Annotated in this window: 16 protein-coding genes; 1 reads left to right on the top strand and 15 read right to left on the bottom strand. The window is 51.9% G+C overall.

Annotation, left to right across the window (positions count from 1 at the left end):
• Positions 1-38: 38 nt before the first annotated feature.
• The 14 genes from AB1I67_RS10705 to mtaB all read right to left on the bottom strand — a co-directional run bounded on the left by AB1I67_RS10705 (position 39) and on the right by mtaB (position 15,672).
• Positions 39-1,427: a glycine--tRNA ligase gene (locus AB1I67_RS10705; RefSeq protein ID WP_367029854.1), complete on the bottom strand. Its 1,389-nt coding sequence runs from the start codon at positions 1,425-1,427 to the stop codon at positions 39-41.
• 37 nt (positions 1,428-1,464) lie between these two features.
• A complete protein-coding gene (locus AB1I67_RS10700; protein ID WP_367029853.1) occupies positions 1,465-2,103 on the bottom strand; it encodes a hypothetical protein in 639 nt (212 codons plus the stop codon).
• A gap of 89 nt (positions 2,104-2,192) precedes the next feature.
• Positions 2,193-2,855, bottom strand: coding sequence for a DNA repair protein RecO (gene recO, locus AB1I67_RS10695; RefSeq protein WP_367029852.1), 663 nt, complete (start codon positions 2,853-2,855; stop codon positions 2,193-2,195).
• Between the two features lie 30 nt (positions 2,856-2,885).
• A complete protein-coding gene (era, locus tag AB1I67_RS10690; protein ID WP_367032606.1) occupies positions 2,886-3,782 on the bottom strand; it encodes a GTPase Era in 897 nt (298 codons plus the stop codon).
• A gap of 109 nt (positions 3,783-3,891) precedes the next feature.
• Entirely contained in the window at positions 3,892-6,828 is a 2,937-nt protein-coding gene (locus AB1I67_RS10685; RefSeq protein WP_367029851.1) for an insulinase family protein, read from the bottom strand.
• Positions 6,829-6,909: 81 nt separating this feature from the next.
• Positions 6,910-7,764: a YdcF family protein gene (locus AB1I67_RS10680; protein WP_367029850.1), complete on the bottom strand. Its 855-nt coding sequence runs from the start codon at positions 7,762-7,764 to the stop codon at positions 6,910-6,912.
• A gap of 566 nt (positions 7,765-8,330) precedes the next feature.
• Positions 8,331-9,560 (bottom strand): U32 family peptidase, encoded by a 1,230-nt coding sequence (locus AB1I67_RS10675; protein WP_367029849.1) that lies wholly within the window; start codon positions 9,558-9,560, stop codon positions 8,331-8,333.
• A 47-nt stretch (positions 9,561-9,607) separates the two neighbouring features.
• Positions 9,608-10,249, bottom strand: coding sequence for an O-methyltransferase (locus AB1I67_RS10670; protein ID WP_367029848.1), 642 nt, complete (start codon positions 10,247-10,249; stop codon positions 9,608-9,610).
• Complete coding sequence (locus AB1I67_RS10665; protein WP_367029847.1) at positions 10,246-10,905, bottom strand: hypothetical protein; 660 nt, start codon at positions 10,903-10,905, stop codon at positions 10,246-10,248. The genes AB1I67_RS10670 and AB1I67_RS10665 overlap by 4 nt, the downstream gene beginning before the upstream one ends.
• A 245-nt stretch (positions 10,906-11,150) precedes the next feature.
• Entirely contained in the window at positions 11,151-12,788 is a 1,638-nt protein-coding gene (locus tag AB1I67_RS10660; RefSeq protein WP_367032605.1) for a ribonuclease J, read from the bottom strand.
• A 344-nt stretch (positions 12,789-13,132) separates the two neighbouring features.
• Positions 13,133-13,408 (bottom strand): DUF1292 domain-containing protein, encoded by a 276-nt coding sequence (locus AB1I67_RS10655; RefSeq protein WP_367029846.1) that lies wholly within the window; start codon positions 13,406-13,408, stop codon positions 13,133-13,135.
• A 4-nt stretch (positions 13,409-13,412) separates the two neighbouring features.
• Positions 13,413-13,835, bottom strand: a complete 423-nt coding sequence (gene ruvX / locus AB1I67_RS10650) for a Holliday junction resolvase RuvX (RefSeq protein WP_367029845.1) — start codon at positions 13,833-13,835, stop codon at positions 13,413-13,415.
• 112 nt (positions 13,836-13,947) lie between these two features.
• Positions 13,948-14,208, bottom strand: coding sequence for an IreB family regulatory phosphoprotein (locus AB1I67_RS10645; protein ID WP_367029844.1), 261 nt, complete (start codon positions 14,206-14,208; stop codon positions 13,948-13,950).
• A 105-nt stretch (positions 14,209-14,313) separates the two neighbouring features.
• Complete coding sequence (gene mtaB, locus AB1I67_RS10640; RefSeq protein WP_367029843.1) at positions 14,314-15,672, bottom strand: tRNA (N(6)-L-threonylcarbamoyladenosine(37)-C(2))-methylthiotransferase MtaB; 1,359 nt, start codon at positions 15,670-15,672, stop codon at positions 14,314-14,316.
• Between the two features lie 162 nt (positions 15,673-15,834).
• Between mtaB and AB1I67_RS10635 the strand changes: the two genes are divergently transcribed.
• Complete coding sequence (locus AB1I67_RS10635) at positions 15,835-16,068, top strand: HPr family phosphocarrier protein (RefSeq protein WP_367029842.1); 234 nt, start codon at positions 15,835-15,837, stop codon at positions 16,066-16,068.
• 75 nt (positions 16,069-16,143) lie between these two features.
• Here the strand turns inward: AB1I67_RS10635 and thiI are convergent, their stop codons facing one another.
• Complete coding sequence (gene thiI / locus AB1I67_RS10630) at positions 16,144-17,325, bottom strand: tRNA uracil 4-sulfurtransferase ThiI (protein WP_367029841.1); 1,182 nt, start codon at positions 17,323-17,325, stop codon at positions 16,144-16,146.
• Positions 17,326-17,371: the final 46 nt, after the last annotated feature.

Here is a 17,371-nt window from a genome sequence, read left to right as displayed (position 1 = left end):
TATAGAAATTAAGGTAAACTGATAGAAATCAGAACATATTAAAAGCGGAACTTATCCTCGAAGTAGGCTTTCAGCTCAGCAACCGGTACGCGCACCTGCTCCATGGTATCGCGGTCGCGGACGGTCACTGCATGGTCCTCCTCGGAACCAAAATCATAGGTGATACAGAACGGAGTACCGATCTCGTCCTGCCTTCTGTAACGCTTGCCGATGTTGCCTCTGTCGTCAAACTCACAGTTGTAGTACTTGGACAGCTCTGCGTATATCTTCTCCGCGCCCTCGTTCAGCTTCTTGGACAGCGGCAGGATCCCGATCTTCACTGGAGCGATGGCCGGGTGGAAATGCAGGACGGTACGCACATCGCCCTCACCGATCTCCTCCTCATCGTAAGCGGCGCACAGGAATGCGAGGGTCACACGGTCTGCGCCCAGGGACGGCTCAATGACATACGGTACATATTTCTCCTTAGCCTCGTCGTCAAAATAGGTCATATCTTCGCCGGAGGTATTCTGGTGCTGGGTCAGATCGTAATCAGTACGGTCTGCGATGCCCCACAGCTCACCCCAGCCAAACGGGAATAAAAACTCAATGTCTGTAGTGGCCTTGCTGTAGAAGCAGAGTTCTTCCGGAGAATGGTCTCTGGCCCGCATCTCATCATCCTTAATACCCAGAGCTTTTAACCAGTTGATGCAGAATTCTTTCCAATAGGCGAACCACTCAAGGTCGGTGCCAGGCTTGCAGAAGAATTCCAGCTCCATCTGCTCAAACTCACGGGTACGGAAGGTGAAGTTGCCCGGAGTGATCTCGTTACGGAAGGATTTACCGATCTGTCCGATGCCGAACGGCACTTTCTTCCTGGAGGTGCGCTGTACGTTCTTGAAGTTCACGAAAATACCCTGTGCGGTCTCCGGTCTTAAGTATACGGTGTTCTTGGCATCCTCCGTCACGCCCTGGAAGGTCTTGAACATCAGGTTGAACTGGCGGATATCAGTGAAATCATGCTTGCCGCAGCTGGGACAGCAGATATTCTTCTCGTCGATGTACTGCTTCATCTCTTCCTGGGACCATGCATCCACGGAGCCTTCGATGGTGATGCCGTTCTCGTCCATGTAGTCCTCGATCAGCTTGTCGGCGCGGAAACGCTCCTTGCAGGACTTACAGTCCATCAGCGGGTCGGAGAAACCGCCCAGATGGCCAGATGCCACCCATGTCTGGGAATTCATCAGGATCGCGCAGTCCACACCCACGTTGTAGGGGCTTTCCTGAACGAATTTCTGCCACCATGCTTTTTTCACATTGTTTTTAAGCTCCACACCCAGGTTGCCGTAATCCCAGGTATTGGCAAGGCCTCCGTAGATCTCGGAACCTGGATATACAAAACCTCTGCTCTTGGCCAGCGCCACAATCTTTTCCATCGTCTTTTCCATGTCAGATAACCTCTTTCTTCCGAATTATTAATAATAATTATTTAAATACGATACAGTTTTTGCCTTCCGCAGTCTGTACCGCATTCTCCCTCTTCATTGTCACGCCTTCTGATACATAGGCAACCTTGCCTTCCGTATAAACAGTCGCGGCGCCCTCCACGACAACCACATGGGCGTCGGACAGCTTCGACACCTCTGCTGCATCCACAGCTTTGCCGTCCGGTGCGGTGAATTTCAAGTCCTCCGGCAGGCCGCCTGCCATATCTGCAACTGTAAGGGCGGTTACCGTGTTGGTATTGTCCCCGGTTTCCTGCGCAAACTTTACAAAGTCCTCCGCAGTCTTGTAATCCAGGACCAGCTTTCCTGTCTGCCCTTCCAGCGTACAGCTCTTAAGCGCCACGGGAAGCGCCTCGCCGCCCTCTGTATTCTCCGCAGCCTCAGCCGCTCCCTGTGCTGCATTATAAACCGCGATCTGTTCCTTTACAAAAGAAGCAAGCCCATCCTGCGTGTACAGATCATTGGTCTTCTCCGATGTATAGATCAGTGCGCTCTCTACCTCAAGCCCTTTGCTCACGTAGATACTGTTCTCGTTGGCTTCCCACCCGGAAGCCGCTGCCTTCTGCCCGCATCCGGTGATCAGTATTCCTGTAAGGACTGCCAGCCGCCAGCACAGCATATTTCTTTTTCATAATTTTCCTCCTAAAACCTTATGCCGGCGCTTTTGCGCACAGCTATTTTGGATTATACCTGTAAATGCCGGGATTTTCAATACCTACATGAAAATTCCATCATTTCCAGGATCTCCAGAGAATGAAATTCCCGGTCGATAAACTTCTTTTTGTTGATATCCACACAGATTTTCAATTCTCTCTGCACCTCCTCCGTCAAGACAAAGGTATATAATGACTCGATCGGAGAGGCGATAATGTACTCCCACGCATATGTGGCCGAGTCACTGACCGCACGCGGGGGATGCTCTGTATATTCTCCATTGATGACCATGGCGCGCAGTTCAAACACTAACTGCACCAGGTCATCGGGCAGCGCCGGTTTTAAGAGCGCCCGCATGGACTGGTAGAGCAGAAGGAGCATCTCGGTGCCGTCCACATTCTCACGGCAGTAATAGTCTGCCAGTTCCAGGAAATAGGAGCCGTAACAGGCCGCCTGCACATCCCCGGCAAGCTCCGTAAAATAATTGCTGATCTCTGCGCTCTGCAGACTGTAGGCGTCCCGCCCCTCAAACAGCCGGAACTGCCCGAACACAAACGGACGGCTCACCGCCATCAGCTGATTGCCCGGCCGTTTGGCCCCGCGGGCGAATGCTGTCAGCTTCCCCCGCTCCCGGGTCAGAAGGACCAGGCGCCTGTCATATTCTCCTGAAGGGGTGGCCTTTAATACCATCCCCGTCAGATTTGTCGTCTCCCTCAATTTCCAAACCGACCTTCCCTTTTACGCTGCTTATTTCTCAGGCGTGTAGCCATAATTCTTCATCAGGGTCTCGCTGTCGCGCCACTCCTTACGCACCTTTACCCAGAGCTGTAAGTTGACCTTTGTCTCCAGCATCTCCTCCAGCTCCCGTCTGGCGGCAGAACCGATGCGCTTTAACATGGCGCCGCCCTTGCCAATGATGATGCCCTTGTGGGAGTCCCGCTCACAGACGATCGTCGCCTCAATATCCATGATACCGTTTGAACGCTCCGTCATCTTCTCGATCGTCACCGCAATGCCGTGAGGGATCTCCTCATTTAGCAGGCGCAGGGCCTTCTCCCGGATCAGCTCTGCCGCGATCTGGCGCATAGGCTGGTCCGTCACCGTATCCTCATCGTAAAACTGCGGACCGTAGGGCAGGTATTTAAAGATCAGCTCCGTCAAAAGATCCGTGTTCTTCTCCTTCAGAGCCGACACAGGCACGATCTCCGCAAAATTGCAGATATCCTTATAAGCGTCGATGAAGGTCAGGATCTCTTCCTGGTTCTTCAGTGTATCGATCTTGTTGATGACCAGGATGACCGGAGTTCTTACCGTGCGCAGCTGCTCCGCAATATGCCGCTCCCCCGCCCCGATGAAGGTGGTCGGCTCCACCAGCCACATAACCACATCCACCTCCTTCAAGGTGTGCTCCGCCACATTGACCATATATTGGCCAAGCTTATTCTTGGCCTTATGGATGCCCGGAGTGTCCAGGAAAATGATCTGCCCGCGTTCATCCGTGTACACAGTTTGGATGCGGTTCCTGGTGGTCTGCGGTTTATCCGAGGTGATGGCGATCTTCTGGCCGATCAGGTGATTCATCAGCGTGGATTTGCCCACGTTGGGCCTGCCGATCAGCGTCACGAAACCGGATTTTTTCTGCATGCCAGCCTGGTCTTTCGACGACGCCCCGTCATTCTCTCCCGGTTTGCCCAGCGTCTCCATCAGTTTTTCGATATCCTGTGTTTCCATCTTCTTTGTCATAGACTTTCTTTTATCCTCTCGTAAGGTTCTCCACTACGCCAAACATGGCGCGGTTTGCCTCGATCTTTTCTTCATTGCCAACCACACAGAAGCTGCCGGTTGCCAGTACTGCGCGGATAAGGTCGGCCAGCGCCCGGATATCATCCCTGGTCGCGCCGAGCACCTGGTCGCGCTCCTTCTGCTGCATCTCTTCCGTCACACCCGACAGATAGGCAGACAGGCCTCTGCTGCCCTTGATGGACGGAGTCAGCGGCGTATCTAAATTGCTTATGGTCCCGATCACATACTTGGTCATGTCCCGCTCATCCGGGTCAAACTGCTCAAGATATGCAGGAATCCCCTCATAAACCTCATTGGTCTCCTTTAGGTTCGGGTCCCGGTAGGAGACCAGATACCCTTCGCCTGACCGTCCGAACCCGCTCATGCAGCCGTAAGCGCCGCCCTTCACACGGATGTTCAGCCATAGATAGTCATAACTTAAGATCACCTGCAAAATTTTCAACGCGCCGGTATATTCATACCCTTTTTTTCTGAAATTGCCGCACCGCGCCACATAATCCACCTGAGCCGAGGTCTTGAGGCCCTCATTTAAGTTTTCCACCGGATGGGTGAACGGGTACCGCTCGCCGCCTCCCTCCGGCAGCCTGGAAACCAGAAGCTTTAAACTCTCCGGAAGATACCCATACCCCTTGTCATCCGCTGTATAGTTCACCAGCATATTGGAGCGGGTAAACAGTTTCCCGCACACCTCCTGAAGCTTCGCAGCGATGGCATCCTTCTCCGTCTCGTAATCCTTAGCGATCTTTTCCAGGAAATGATAGTAGGAGGTTCCGCCTGTCATCTCATTGTACCAGGAGGTAGCGGAGAAATAGGAGGTGGCCCGGGAAACCGCCGTGGAGTGGCCCGCATTTTCCAGCTTCATCCTGGCACGGGAGCGGGTCTCCTGGATGACCTCACCCAGACGCTTCCTGTCGGTAAAGACAGAATGATTCAAGATCTCCTCCAGAATCCCAAAACCGAAATCCAGCCTGTCATACAACACCCGAACACTCGCCACGAATGCACCGGTAAACTTCTCCTCATCCTGCAGATTTGCAAAGGAAGACACGGAAAAATCCACGCCGCCGCTGTTTAAATGGATCTCGCTGGTCAAATCGGAATAGGTATAATGCTCCGTATCCACACTGCCCAACACGGATTTTAAGAGCCCCACATAATACAGATCCTCCTGCGGCACCGTATCCGTCATGAACAGCACCTTCAGATAACCGATCCCCGCCGTAAAGAAGTTGTGGTGCAGGACTTTTATCTCGTCCTCTGTCTTCTCGGTCCAATAAAACTTCTCCGCCTGTTTATCAATGTCTTCCCGGCTAAGAAGCGGGATCTTCTCCATGGCCTCCGGCGTGGACGGAGTATCCTGATATAGCTTCAGCGCCTTGGTATCCTCGATCAGTCCGGCGATCTTATCTGCACTGAGGGACGCCTTATGGTCCGCCAGGCGCTTTGCCACCTTCTCATCCTCTTTTGCCGTCAGGTTCTTCTCCGGGCTTACCACCAGCACCGCCTCGAACGGATTATCCAGCAGATAATCACGGATCAGCTGTTCAAAAAAGCCCTCATGGACTGCATTTTTCAGGTAATCAAAGGTCTCCTGGTACTGTAAATGCATCATCGGATCCCCGTCATACAGCCAGCTGTCCAGACACTGGAGACCATACATCAGCCCCTTTGGCGCAGAGCCATAATCCGCTTCCCGGTACTTAAATTCATAAAAGTTCATGCCTGCCAGCAGGCTCTTTTTATTGATCCCCTGGTCCGCCAGCCTCCGCAGCGTGCCCTTTACCACCGCAAGAAATTCGCCCTTCTGCTCCGGGTTCGCATCCTTTGCGATCACGCTGAAAAACGGCTGTAAGATCCCGCTCTCGTATCCGCCCATCACATCCTTGCCGATGCCCGCGTCGATCAGCGCCTGTTTTAACGGCGCTCCCGGTGCATCCAGCAAGGTATATTCCAGGATCTGGAACGCCACATACAGCTTCGGATCCAAGTCCGTTCCCACAACCGTATTCACAGACAGATAGGTTGCATCCTCTTCCGGTTCCCCGTCCGTAATGGAATAATGCAGCTCCCGCTCCACCGGCTGGTCAAACGCCTTCTGCTCCGGGATCCGTGAATCCACCGTCCGCTCCTCATAATGGCAGAGATACTCCTCATCCAGCCACTTAAGCTTCTCTGCCATATCCATATCTCCATAGAGATAGATATAGCTGTTGGACGGATGATAATAGGTGCTGTGGAAATCCAGGAATTTCTCATAGGTCAGCTCCGGGATAAATGCCGGATCACCGCCGGAATCCTTCCCATAACAGTTGTCCGGGAACAGCGTCTTCTGGGTAAAGCTGTCCAGCAGACTCTCCGGGGAGGAGTAAGCGCCCTTCATCTCATTGTACACAACGCCGTTGTAGATCAGCGGCGCATCCTCAGATTCCAGCTCGTAGTGCCAGCCCTCCTGCCGGAAGATCTTTTCTTCTTTATAGATGTTGGGATGCAGCACGGCATCCATGTAAACATCCATCAGGTTCTGAAAATCCTTTTCATTGCAGCTTGCCACCGGATACACGGTCTTATCTGGATAGGTCATGGCATTTAAAAACGTATTGAGGGAACCCTTCACCAGCTCCACAAACGGATCCTTAAGCGGAAACTTGTCAGAACCGCAAAGTACGCTGTGCTCCAGAATATGCGGCAGCCCCGTGTCGTCGGACGGAGGGGTCCGAAATCCTATACAGAACACCTTGTTTTCATCATCATTGGACAGAAGGAAGAGTCTTGCCTTCGTCTTTTTGTGCTCCAGAACGATTCCTTCCGACTGCATCTCCTGGATGGTCTTGTGTTCCACCACCCGATAGGCATTCAGTCCCTCTATCTTTTCCAGTTGATCGATCATATCATATCTCCTTTTCTATATGCTTTCTGTCATCGTACCTTTGCCGCCATGGTTTCCGGCATCGGTCACATACAGGCTTACTTACAGGTTACCCATCAATCGGTCTTTTAATATCGCCAGGCTGTCCCTTAAGCAAAAATGTACAAACAGCACCTTATCCGACTCGGAAGCGATCCCTCTGACATCCGTCAGCCCCTGCTTGCGCGCGATCAGCCTTGCGCGGCTCAAATGGAAATTGCTGGTGAGAATGCCGATGCGCGCTGGTTTCTCCGCCATTTGCGCCGCCAGTTTCTCCGACATGATCGCTGCTCCCGGCACTCTCCGTTCACTCTCCGTCCTTTTCAGCTCCGCCGCATGCCGCTGCTCCCGGTCTTCTTCGATCAGGATCTTACTATAAGCGATATTTTCCACTGTGCTGTAGGAGCGCTCCTCCAAAAGCATCTGTTCATCCTCTATGCCCTGCTCCAGAAGATATTCCCTCATGGCAGACGCTTCCGTAACCGGTTCATTGGCGCCTTTTGCTCCCGACAGTACCAGAAGCGTGTCCGGGTTCTGTCTGGCATATTCCGCAGCTTTATCAAGGCGCAGCTTCAAGGTCTTACTGAGTCCCTCAGGCTTCACCTGCGCCCCCAGCACAATCACATAGTCCAGATCCGGCTCTGCAGAAGACGGAATCCGCCCAAATATGAGGATCTGCACCACTAAAAGCACAATCACCCCCGAAGCACAGAGCGTCACAAGTGAGACTGGGATCCACAGCGGGATCCGCTCGGGATATCTCTGATAATACCGCACGCCTGCTGCCGCCACTCCCAAAAAGATCCCCAGAAACAGCCACACCGCAGAAAACGCAGTCCCAAATCCTGCGTAGGTTACGATAATCGCATAATAAGCCAGGCAGAGCACTGCCCCGGCGGCAAGAATCCACGCCAGCATATCTGTACCTCCTTCGTTTCATCTTCTTATAATACTACAATTTTGGTTTTGCCACAAGCGGGTGCGGTAATTTAAGCAGGAAAAGAGACTGCCTCTGCGACAGCCTCTGACATGAAATCAAAAATACTATTTATTATTTTTCCCATTTTACCACATGATCCTATCCGGTATAATGCAAAACAGGTGTTCCATTAACTGTCCATAGTTTTTGTCTCCTGAGCAGCAGAATCCAACATACTGATCCTCCAGATAAAATTCCGCCCTGGTGCCTCCCAGTCTGCCGTTGCTGCAGATCTTGACCGCAGTGATTTCCTCATACCTCACCCTTGTCACGTTTCCCCACATATTGCGGAAAACAATACCACGATCATAGGCAGTCAGCCTTCTGTTTCTATATTCAACAGCCTTTATAGCTGCCCATACTCCACAGATACCTGCCAAAATGCCATAAAACGAGTCACCTCTCGATCCGGAAACCTGAATACCGAAAAGCATCAAAAAAAACATCAGAACAATATTGAGGATAAACCCGTCTATGCCAGGGGTGACCTTAATCTTCATTTGTCTTACGCTTCTTCCCTCCGCCGCAGAATATCATACACCTCCAGCTCCGTCCCCAGGTCCACATACAGGACCTGCTTCGGATGGGGCGCGCTCTCCTGCGGTGTGCCGTCCTCATCGGTGATGGCGCGCACGGTCACCTCTATATTGCGGCCGTCCGGCTTCATCACTTCAATCTGCTCTCCAACGGAAAATTTATTCTTCTGCTCGATCCGGCAGCAGCCGTCTGCACGCACTTCCTCCACCGTTCCCAGATAAGTATAATTCTTTACATAGGTGTTATTGTCATAAATCTGGCTTTCCTCATTGGGCTTTCCAAAATAAAAGCCGGTGGTGAATTCCCGGTAAGTGCATTTTGCGATCTCCTCCCGGTACCAGTCCAGGTTGGCCCGGTAAAGCGCGGGATCCTTCTGGTAATCGTCTATGGCCTTCCGATAGGTCCGAGCCACAGTCGCCACGTAAAGCGCCGTCTTCATGCGACCTTCTATTTTAAAGCTGTCGATCCCAGCATCCATCATCTCCGGGATATACTCGATCATGCAAAGATCCTTGGAGTTAAAAATATAGGTGCCCCGCTCATTCTCATATACAGGCATATACTCGCCGGGCCTTGTCTCCTCCACGATGGAATATTTCCATCGGCAGGGATGGGTACAGGCGCCCTGGTTGGCGTCCCTTCCCACCATGAAGTTGCTCAGCAGGCATCTGCCTGAATAAGAGATGCACATGGCCCCGTGGATGAAACTTTCAATCTCCATATCCTCCGGGATCTTCTCACGTATCTCCCTGATCTCCTTAAGCGACAGCTCCCGCGCGGAAACCACCCGCTTTGCCCCGAGGCCATACCAGAAAAGGTAGGTACCATAATTGGTATTGTTGGCCTGGGTGCTGATATGGATCTCCATATCCGGAAGCACTCTCCTTGCAATGGCAAAGACGCCGGGGTCAGAGATGATCAGAGCATCCGGAGCGATCTCTTTGAGTTCCTCAAAATACGCCTCCACACCCGGCAGATCCTCATTGTGAGCCAGGATATTGGCAGTGATATAGACTTTCACGCCCCGCCCGTGAGCGAATGCGATCCCCTCTTTGATCTCCTCATTGGTAAAATTCTTCGCTTTTGCGCGAAGTCCGAAGGCTTCGCCGCCCAAATACACCGCGTCGGCCCCGTATATCACGGCGGTCTTCAATACTTCCAAGCTGCCCGCCGGTATCAGTAATTCTGTTTTTCTCATAGCTATTTTCCTTCTGTTATTCCTGGCGCTGAGCGCCACTCCGCCTGTCATTTCCTGACGCTGAGCGCCACGCCGTCCCCAATGGGAACAATGCTGGTCTGTAACGCCTCTGTGTGGGTCAGGACATACAGATACTCCCGCATCCGTCCGTGTATGGTCCGGTTCCTGCGCTCCACAGCAAACCGTGATTCCACGATGTCCCCGTCCTGTAGCACATTGTCCGTAAGCAAAACTCCGCCCGGCTTAAGCAGCTCAAGAACACGGGGCAGCCAGTGGATATACTGTCCCTTCGCCGCATCCATAAAGATAAAGCCAAAGGTTCCGGAAAGCTGCTCCAGAACCTCACCTGCATCCCCCTCGATCAGGGTAATGCGCTCTTCCATCCCCGCCTGCCTGAAATGATCTCTTGCAAGAGGTATCCGCGGCTTGTATTTCTCAATCGTTGTGATATGACACCCCTCCGGCATCACCTGCGCCATCAAAAGCGCCGAGTATCCTACCGCAGTTCCAACCTCCAGTATCCTGGATGGCGCAGCGCTTGCCACCATCGTCTGTAAAAACGAGGCCGTCTCCCGCCGGATGATCGGCACATAAGAAGTTCTCGCCTCCCTGGCGATCCGGTCACAGAGCTCGCCGTGTCCCTGGTCCAGAGAGTGGATATAACCGGTAATCCTGTCCTGGTCCATCATTCCTGCGTACCGCCTTCCGGTATCTCGATCTCTACCTCCGGCTCTTCTCCGCCGTCTGACGGCCATTCGTCCTGTGACTGGGCGCCTGCATTGCCGGCAGCCCCGTCCACTCCGGCGCCTGCATTGCCTAAAACGTCTGCATTCTCACCGGCACCTGCATTTCCACCACCGTCCGCATTGCCGCCAGCCGCTCCATTCGCACCGGCTCCTGCATTGCCTCCGGAGTCCGCGCCAGTCTGCGATGCCGACTTTGAGGAACCGTCTGCATTCTTTTCACCGTCCTCCGGCTCCACGTTGAGAGCCTGTAAGATCTCCTTGGAAGTCATGGAAGTATTCAGGGTGTATGTTCCCGGGTAAATCTCATATTCATAAAACTTCATCTGGATCTGGATCGCAAGCTCGTTGTCGATCAGCCCCAGATCCTTTAAGGTATGGATCGTCTCCGACTCCTTTTGTCCCTTTGGAACAGTCAGCACCTTATCTCTGCCCGGCGCTTCCTCCATGGCAGTCGCATAGAAAATCTCATGTCCGAAAGCATACCCTCTGGTAATGCCCTCCGCCAGCAGCAGGATCACCAGTGCATACAGGATCAGCTTTCCCGAAATCCCGATGATGGTCCCCGTTATTTTGTTGATGTCTTTTGTAATCTGGCTCATTGCTGCTTCCCCTGCCCTTCTGGTTCTGGCTGTCGTGTACCTTCCTGTTCCAAATCATCCGCTGCACGACTGAATTCTGATCTTTATTTTATCTCACTTTAGGTAATCGTATAATAACACAAACATGGCAAAAAAGAAAGGGCATTTTCTCAACGTGCCTGCGCCCCGCCGGCTCCAGATTGTGAAAGAAAGACCGGAAAACCGTGACATCACACAGGTTTTCCGGTCTATTTCTATCTTTCGCGTTAGTCCACTTCCATAATGATCGGCAGGATCATCGGATTCCGCTTCATCCGCTTCCACATAAAGTCGCTCAAGCTGTCGCGGATAATATTCTTGATCTTGCCCCAGTCTGTCACATGCTTCTCAAGACAGTCGGCAACTGCATCGTCCACTACGTTCTTGGCATCGTCCATCAGATCCTCGGACTCCCTCACATAGACAAATCCGCGGGATACGATATCCGGGCCTGCAAGCAGCTGGTTGGAGTATTTCTCCAGGGTCAAAACTACGATGATGATACCGTTCTGCGCCAGGTTCTGGCGGTCACGCAGTACAATATTGCCCACGTCGCCTACGCCCAGGCCGTCCACCAGGATGCCGCCCGCCTGTACATGGTCTACCACCCGGCAGGTGTCCTCGCCAAGCTCCACCACACAGCCGGAGGACATGATCAGCGTATTCTCCTTCGGAACGCCCATGGCCGTAGCGATGTTGCGGTTGGCTACCAGATGACGGTATTCGCCGTGCACCGGCAGTGCAAAATGCGGATGCAGCAGGGAGTAGATCAGCTTCAGCTCTTCCTGGCATGCATGTCCGGATACATGGGTATCCTGTGTGATCACTTCCACGCCTCTCATGGACAGCTCGTTGACAACCTTGGAAACTGCCTTCTCGTTGCCCGGGATCGGGGTGGAGGATAAAATAACGACGTCGTTCGGCTTGATAGATACCTTGCGGTGCATCCCGGAAGCCATACGGGATAACGCCGCCATGGACTCGCCCTGGCTTCCTGTGGTGATCAGTACCGTCTGCTCGTCCGGATAATTCTTGAGCTGGTCGATCTCGATCAGGGTCCCGTCCGGGATATTGATATAGCCCAGTTCCGTGGCTGTTCCGATAACATTGACCATGCTGCGGCCTTCCACCACAACCTTCCGCCCGTACTTCTCAGCGGAAGAGATGATCTGCTGCACCCGGTCCACATTAGACGCAAAGGTCGCAACAATAATACGGTTCATCTTGTGCTCTGCAAAGATCGCGTCAAAGGTCTTGCCCACGGTCCGCTCCGAAGCCGTAAAGCCGGGACGGATCGCATTGGTACTGTCGCTGAGCAGCGCCAGCACACCTTTCTTGCCCAGCTCCGCAAACCTCTGCAGATCAAATGCATCCCCAAATACCGGGGTATAATCCACCTTAAAGTCGCCGGTATGGACGATCACGCCCGCCGGGGTAAAGATGGCAAGTGCAGCCGCATCCGCGATACTGTGGTTGGTCTTGATGAATTCCACACGGAAGCAGCCTAAGTTAATGGACTGGCCATGCTTTACCACTTTCCGCTTGGTGCTCTTCATCAGGTTATGCTCTTTTAATTTATTCTCGATCAGTCCGATGGTCAGCTTGGTGCCGTACACCGGAACATTGATCTTCTGCAAAATATAAGGCAGGGCGCCGATATGATCCTCATGTCCATGGGTGATCACAAAGCCCTTCACCTTATCAATATTCTTCTCCAGATAGGTTACGTCCGGGATGACTAAGTCGATGCCCAGCATATCATCCGTCGGGAACGCCAGACCGCAGTCCACCACCACGATCGTATCTTCATACTCAAATGCGGTGATATTCATGCCGATCTGCTCTAATCCGCCCAGAGGGATGATCTTTACCCTGGGCTTGTCGCTCTTTGTATTTTTATCAGCTTTTACATTTCTGTCAGCCTTTACATTTCCAGCTTTATCATTTCTGTCTGTCTTGTCAGTTCTGTCCGTCTTATCGGTTCGATCGTTTTTGTCGCCTCTGTCAGCCTTGTCACTCTTCTCAGTTTTTGCAGCTGCGGCTGTCCTGCTGCCCTGCCTGGCCCCATTCTTCGCCGCCGGCCTGGAGCTGCGTCCGCCGGATCTGCCGTTGGTTTTCTCGGCTTCTAAAGCCTTCTCTGCTGTTTTCACGTTCCCATTGTCATTCTGATTCTGTTTCTCTGTTTTCAATGTTTTTCCTCCAAATTATTCTACTTCCGGATCTCTACTTCCATATCCTCAAGAAGCTCCGAAAAAATGCGGTATAAGTAGTCCATCTCGTCATCATTCTCCACGAACTCATAGACTGCCTCGCTGTCCTCTGCCTTCGATACGTCCTTCAGGATGTAGCACTCTCCGTCTTCATCCTCCTCGGAATCCGTCACCAGCAGGTAATTCATTCCATTGATCCGGGTCTCCTCCAGCACATAAAAATCCACCGCTTCGCCCGTATCGGTCTGTAATGTGATCTTTTCTTCCTGTTCCACGTTTCTACTCCTGTATGGAGCCTAAGTAGGACTGCAGGATCAAAGTCGCCGCAATCTTGTCGATGACTTTTTTCCGGTCCTCACGCCGCACTCCACTTTCTATTAAAATCTCATTTGCTTCTATAGTTGTCAGACGCTCATCCCACAAAACCACCGGCAGGCCCGTCCTGCGCACCAGCATATCGCGAAATTCTTCAGTCTTTTTTGCACGTTCGCCAATAGAGTCATCCATATTCTTAGGATAACCCAAAACAATGGTTTCAATCTGATATTCTGCAATCAGCGCTTCAATCCTCGCAAGTGTTTTCCGCAGCTTGTCCTCATCCCTGCGGGTGATGGTCTCCACTCCCTGGGCAGTAATCCCGAGGGGGTCACAGACTGCCACACCTACGGTCTTTGAGCCGTAATCAAGTCCTAAAATTCTCATAACCGTCTCTCCAGATCAGAAGGATGCCCGAAAAGACTGCCAGCCTTTCAGTACGGAACGGCTGGCAGTCTTCTTTGGTTCCTTATACACAGATACAGGCACAATACGCCCGTCACTTAAGCTTCGCATCAATATACACGGACATCAGCTCCTCCAGGATCTCGTCACGCTCTACTTTCATGATCAAACTCCTGGCGCTCTTGTGGCTGGTAATGTAGGTCGGATCCCCCGACATAATATATCCCACAATCTGATTCACCGGATTATATCCCTTCTCAGTCAGAGCCACATAAACCTGCTCTAAAACCTGGCTAACATCCATCTTATTCTCCTGTACTGCCTGAAAAAACTGTGTGTTATGAATTTCGCCCATGTTCCTCACGTCCTTTAACTATTCTTCTCTATTCTATACTACTTTGTCCATTTCGGCAAGGAAAATCTTTCTTAAGATATTCTATAATTTATATTTTCATAAAATTCACGACAAATAAAGGATCTCATCTGTCGCCATTCCCGCAAGAGTCCCCTCTGCTATGGTATTCTTAAGACCATCCCTGTATGGCACCACTGCTTTTACATATTCTTTCGTGTGGCCGATCATATAATCGGTCCCGTCCAGAGTTATTTTTTCTTCCAGAAGCACCGTTTTATCCTTACCTACAAGGCTTCTGCGGTAATCTTCCGACATTTGCTTCTCAAGCTCCAGCAGAACGTCACTCCGGATGGATTTGACACTCTCCGGTACCTGGTCCGGCATACTGTCAGCCCTGGTTCCCGCACGCCTGGAATACTTAAAAATATGCATCTCATAGAACCGGATCCGCTCCAGAAATTCCCTGGTCTGCTCAAACTCTTCCTCCGTCTCCCCCGGGAATCCCACGATCACATCCGTGGTGATCGCCGGATTGTCAAACGCCCGCCGCAGGATCTTGCAGCGCTCTTCATAATCCCTGGTATCGTAATGACGGTTCATCCGTTTTAAAGTCGCATCACATCCGCTCTGCAGGGACAGATGGAAATGAGGGCAGATCTTTTCCATGGCCGCCAGCTCCCCGGCAAATTCCGCGGTTATGATCCGCGGCTCTAAAGAACCGAGGCGGATGCGTTTCAGCCCCTCCACAGCATGAAGCCTTTTGATCAGCCCCAGCAGATCCTCCGCCTGATCCACAGGGAAATCCACGCCGTAAGAGCTTAGATGAATGCCGGTCAGCACGACCTCCTGGTAGCCTCCCGCCACCAGCGTCCTGACCTCCGCCTCCACATCCTCCGGCCTGCGGCTGCGCACCCTCCCGCGGGTATAGGGGATGATGCAGTAGCTGCAGAACTGGTTGCATCCGTCCTGCACCTTCAAAAAAGCCCGGGTATGATCGGATATCTTCCGGATACTTAAGCTTTCATATTCATGGGTTTTGCTGATGTCAATCACGTGATCCCGGTCTTCCGCCGGTCTTCCGTCTACCGCAGAGCCTCCGCCTGCCCCTCTTCCATCCAATTCCTGAAAATATGATTCCAGGATCGGTACCAGGTCCTGTTTCTTATTGTTCCCAATGATCACATCCACAGACAGGTCTTTTTTCAATTCCTCCGCTGCCGCCTGCACATAGCAGCCCGCAGCCACCACCACAGCGTCCGGATTCTGTTTTTTGGCCCGGTGCAGCATCTGGCGGGACTTCTTATCCGCCATGTTGGTCACGGAACAGGTATTTATGATATAGACATCCGCCTTCTGTGAAAACGGCACGATAACATAGCCCGCCTCCTCTAAAAGCTGCTGCATCGCCTCAGTTTCATAGGAATTCACCTTGCAGCCCAGATTATGTAACGCTGCTGTCCTCATATTCTATCTCCTTGCATAATATTACAATTTTTTTACATCCATTTCATGTAAACTCCCTATTGACTTTTCAGCCATATCTAGGTAGTATTGTTATAAGGCGGGGGGAGTATGGACTCCGGCGCCCACATAAAATTACAAGCAGCCATTAAGGAGGTTTCTTACATGAAAACAGTTCGCATTTGTTTAAATTCCATTGATAAAGTGAAATCTTTTGTAAACGATTTGACTAAATTTGATATTGATTTTGACCTGGTGTCCGGCAGATACGTGATCGATGCAAAGTCCATCATGGGTATCTTCAGCCTGGATCTGTCCAAGCCGATCGACTTGAACATCCATGCCGAGGCCAGCATTGACGAGATCCTGGAGACGCTGTCCCCGTACATCATCAAATAATAGTTTCATATCAGGTTTCAAAGGATGCTTCCGGCAAAGAAGCATCCTTTTTTTAATTCACAGGGAAGTGCCTTCTCAGTCACACCATACCATTTCGGCTGTGTCAATGGCTGTCTTCACCATCTCGTCAATCTGTTCCCTCAGATTCATCTCCGACTTATGGATCACATTGATGTTCGGCTTCGTGACAGGGTGCTTCGCCACAAAGATCGTGCAGCAGTCCTCGTAAGGCTGGATCGAGGTCTCAAAGGTCCCGATCTTCTCGGATATGTCCACGATCTCCTGCTTGTCAAACCCGATCAGCGGGCGGAATACCGGCATCGTACAGACTTCATTGGTCGCCGCTAAGGACTGGACCGTCTGGGACGCCACCTGGCCGATGCTCTCGCCGGTGATCAGCGCCATCGCCTCATTATTCTTCGCGATCTCTTCCGCAATCTTCATCATATACCGCCGCATAATGATGGTCAGCTCCTCATGAGGGCATTTTTCGTAAATATAGAGCTGGATATCCGTAAAATTGACGATATGCAGCGGAATCGGGCCGGAATACCTTGCCACCAGCTTCGCCAGATCGACGACTTTCTGCTTCGCCCGGTCGCTGGTATAGGGCGGCGCATGGAAATACACCGCGTCAATCTTAACGCCCCGCTTGGCGATCATGTAACCAGCCACAGGGCTGTCAATTCCGCCGGATAACAGCAGCATGGCCTTCCCGTTGGTCCCCACCGGCATGCCGCCCGGTCCAGGGATCATCAGGGAATAGATGTTGACCACCTTGCGGACCTCCACCCGCAGCAGTACATCCGGCTTATGCACGTTTACCTTCGTCTCCGGATATGCATTTAAGATTGCCTCTCCCAGGTCACAGTTCATCTGCTCGGAGCGGACCGGATAGTTCTTATCCGCTCTGCGGCTGTCCACCTTGAAGGTGAAATGCTTATCCGGGTATGCCTGGTCGATGTAATCCACAACGACCTTTTTTAAATGATCAAAATCTTTTTCCTCAATCTGCAGCATCGGGCAGATCCAGGCAATCCCGAACACCCGCTGCAAGGCCTCGATAACCTCGTCGTAATCATAATCTGTGAGCGCCTGCACATAGATGCGCCCCGTCTCCTTGGAGGCGATAAAGGAACCATCCACCTTCTTTAAGGCGTTTTTGATCTGCTTGATCAAAGCGTCCTCAAACAGATAGCGGTTCTTGCCCTTCGTGCCGATCTCGGCGTATTTTATTAAAAATGACTGAAATATCATAGCTTATCCTCTCTCGATCTTCCTTATCCACGGCGTATTCGTCTGC

The sequence above is a fragment of the Clostridium sp. AN503 genome (assembly GCF_040719375.1).
Classification (GTDB): Bacteria; Bacillota; Clostridia; order Lachnospirales; family Lachnospiraceae; genus Brotaphodocola.
Note: the sequence above shows the minus strand (reverse complement) of the source record. Positions and strands in the feature narration are given on the sequence as shown.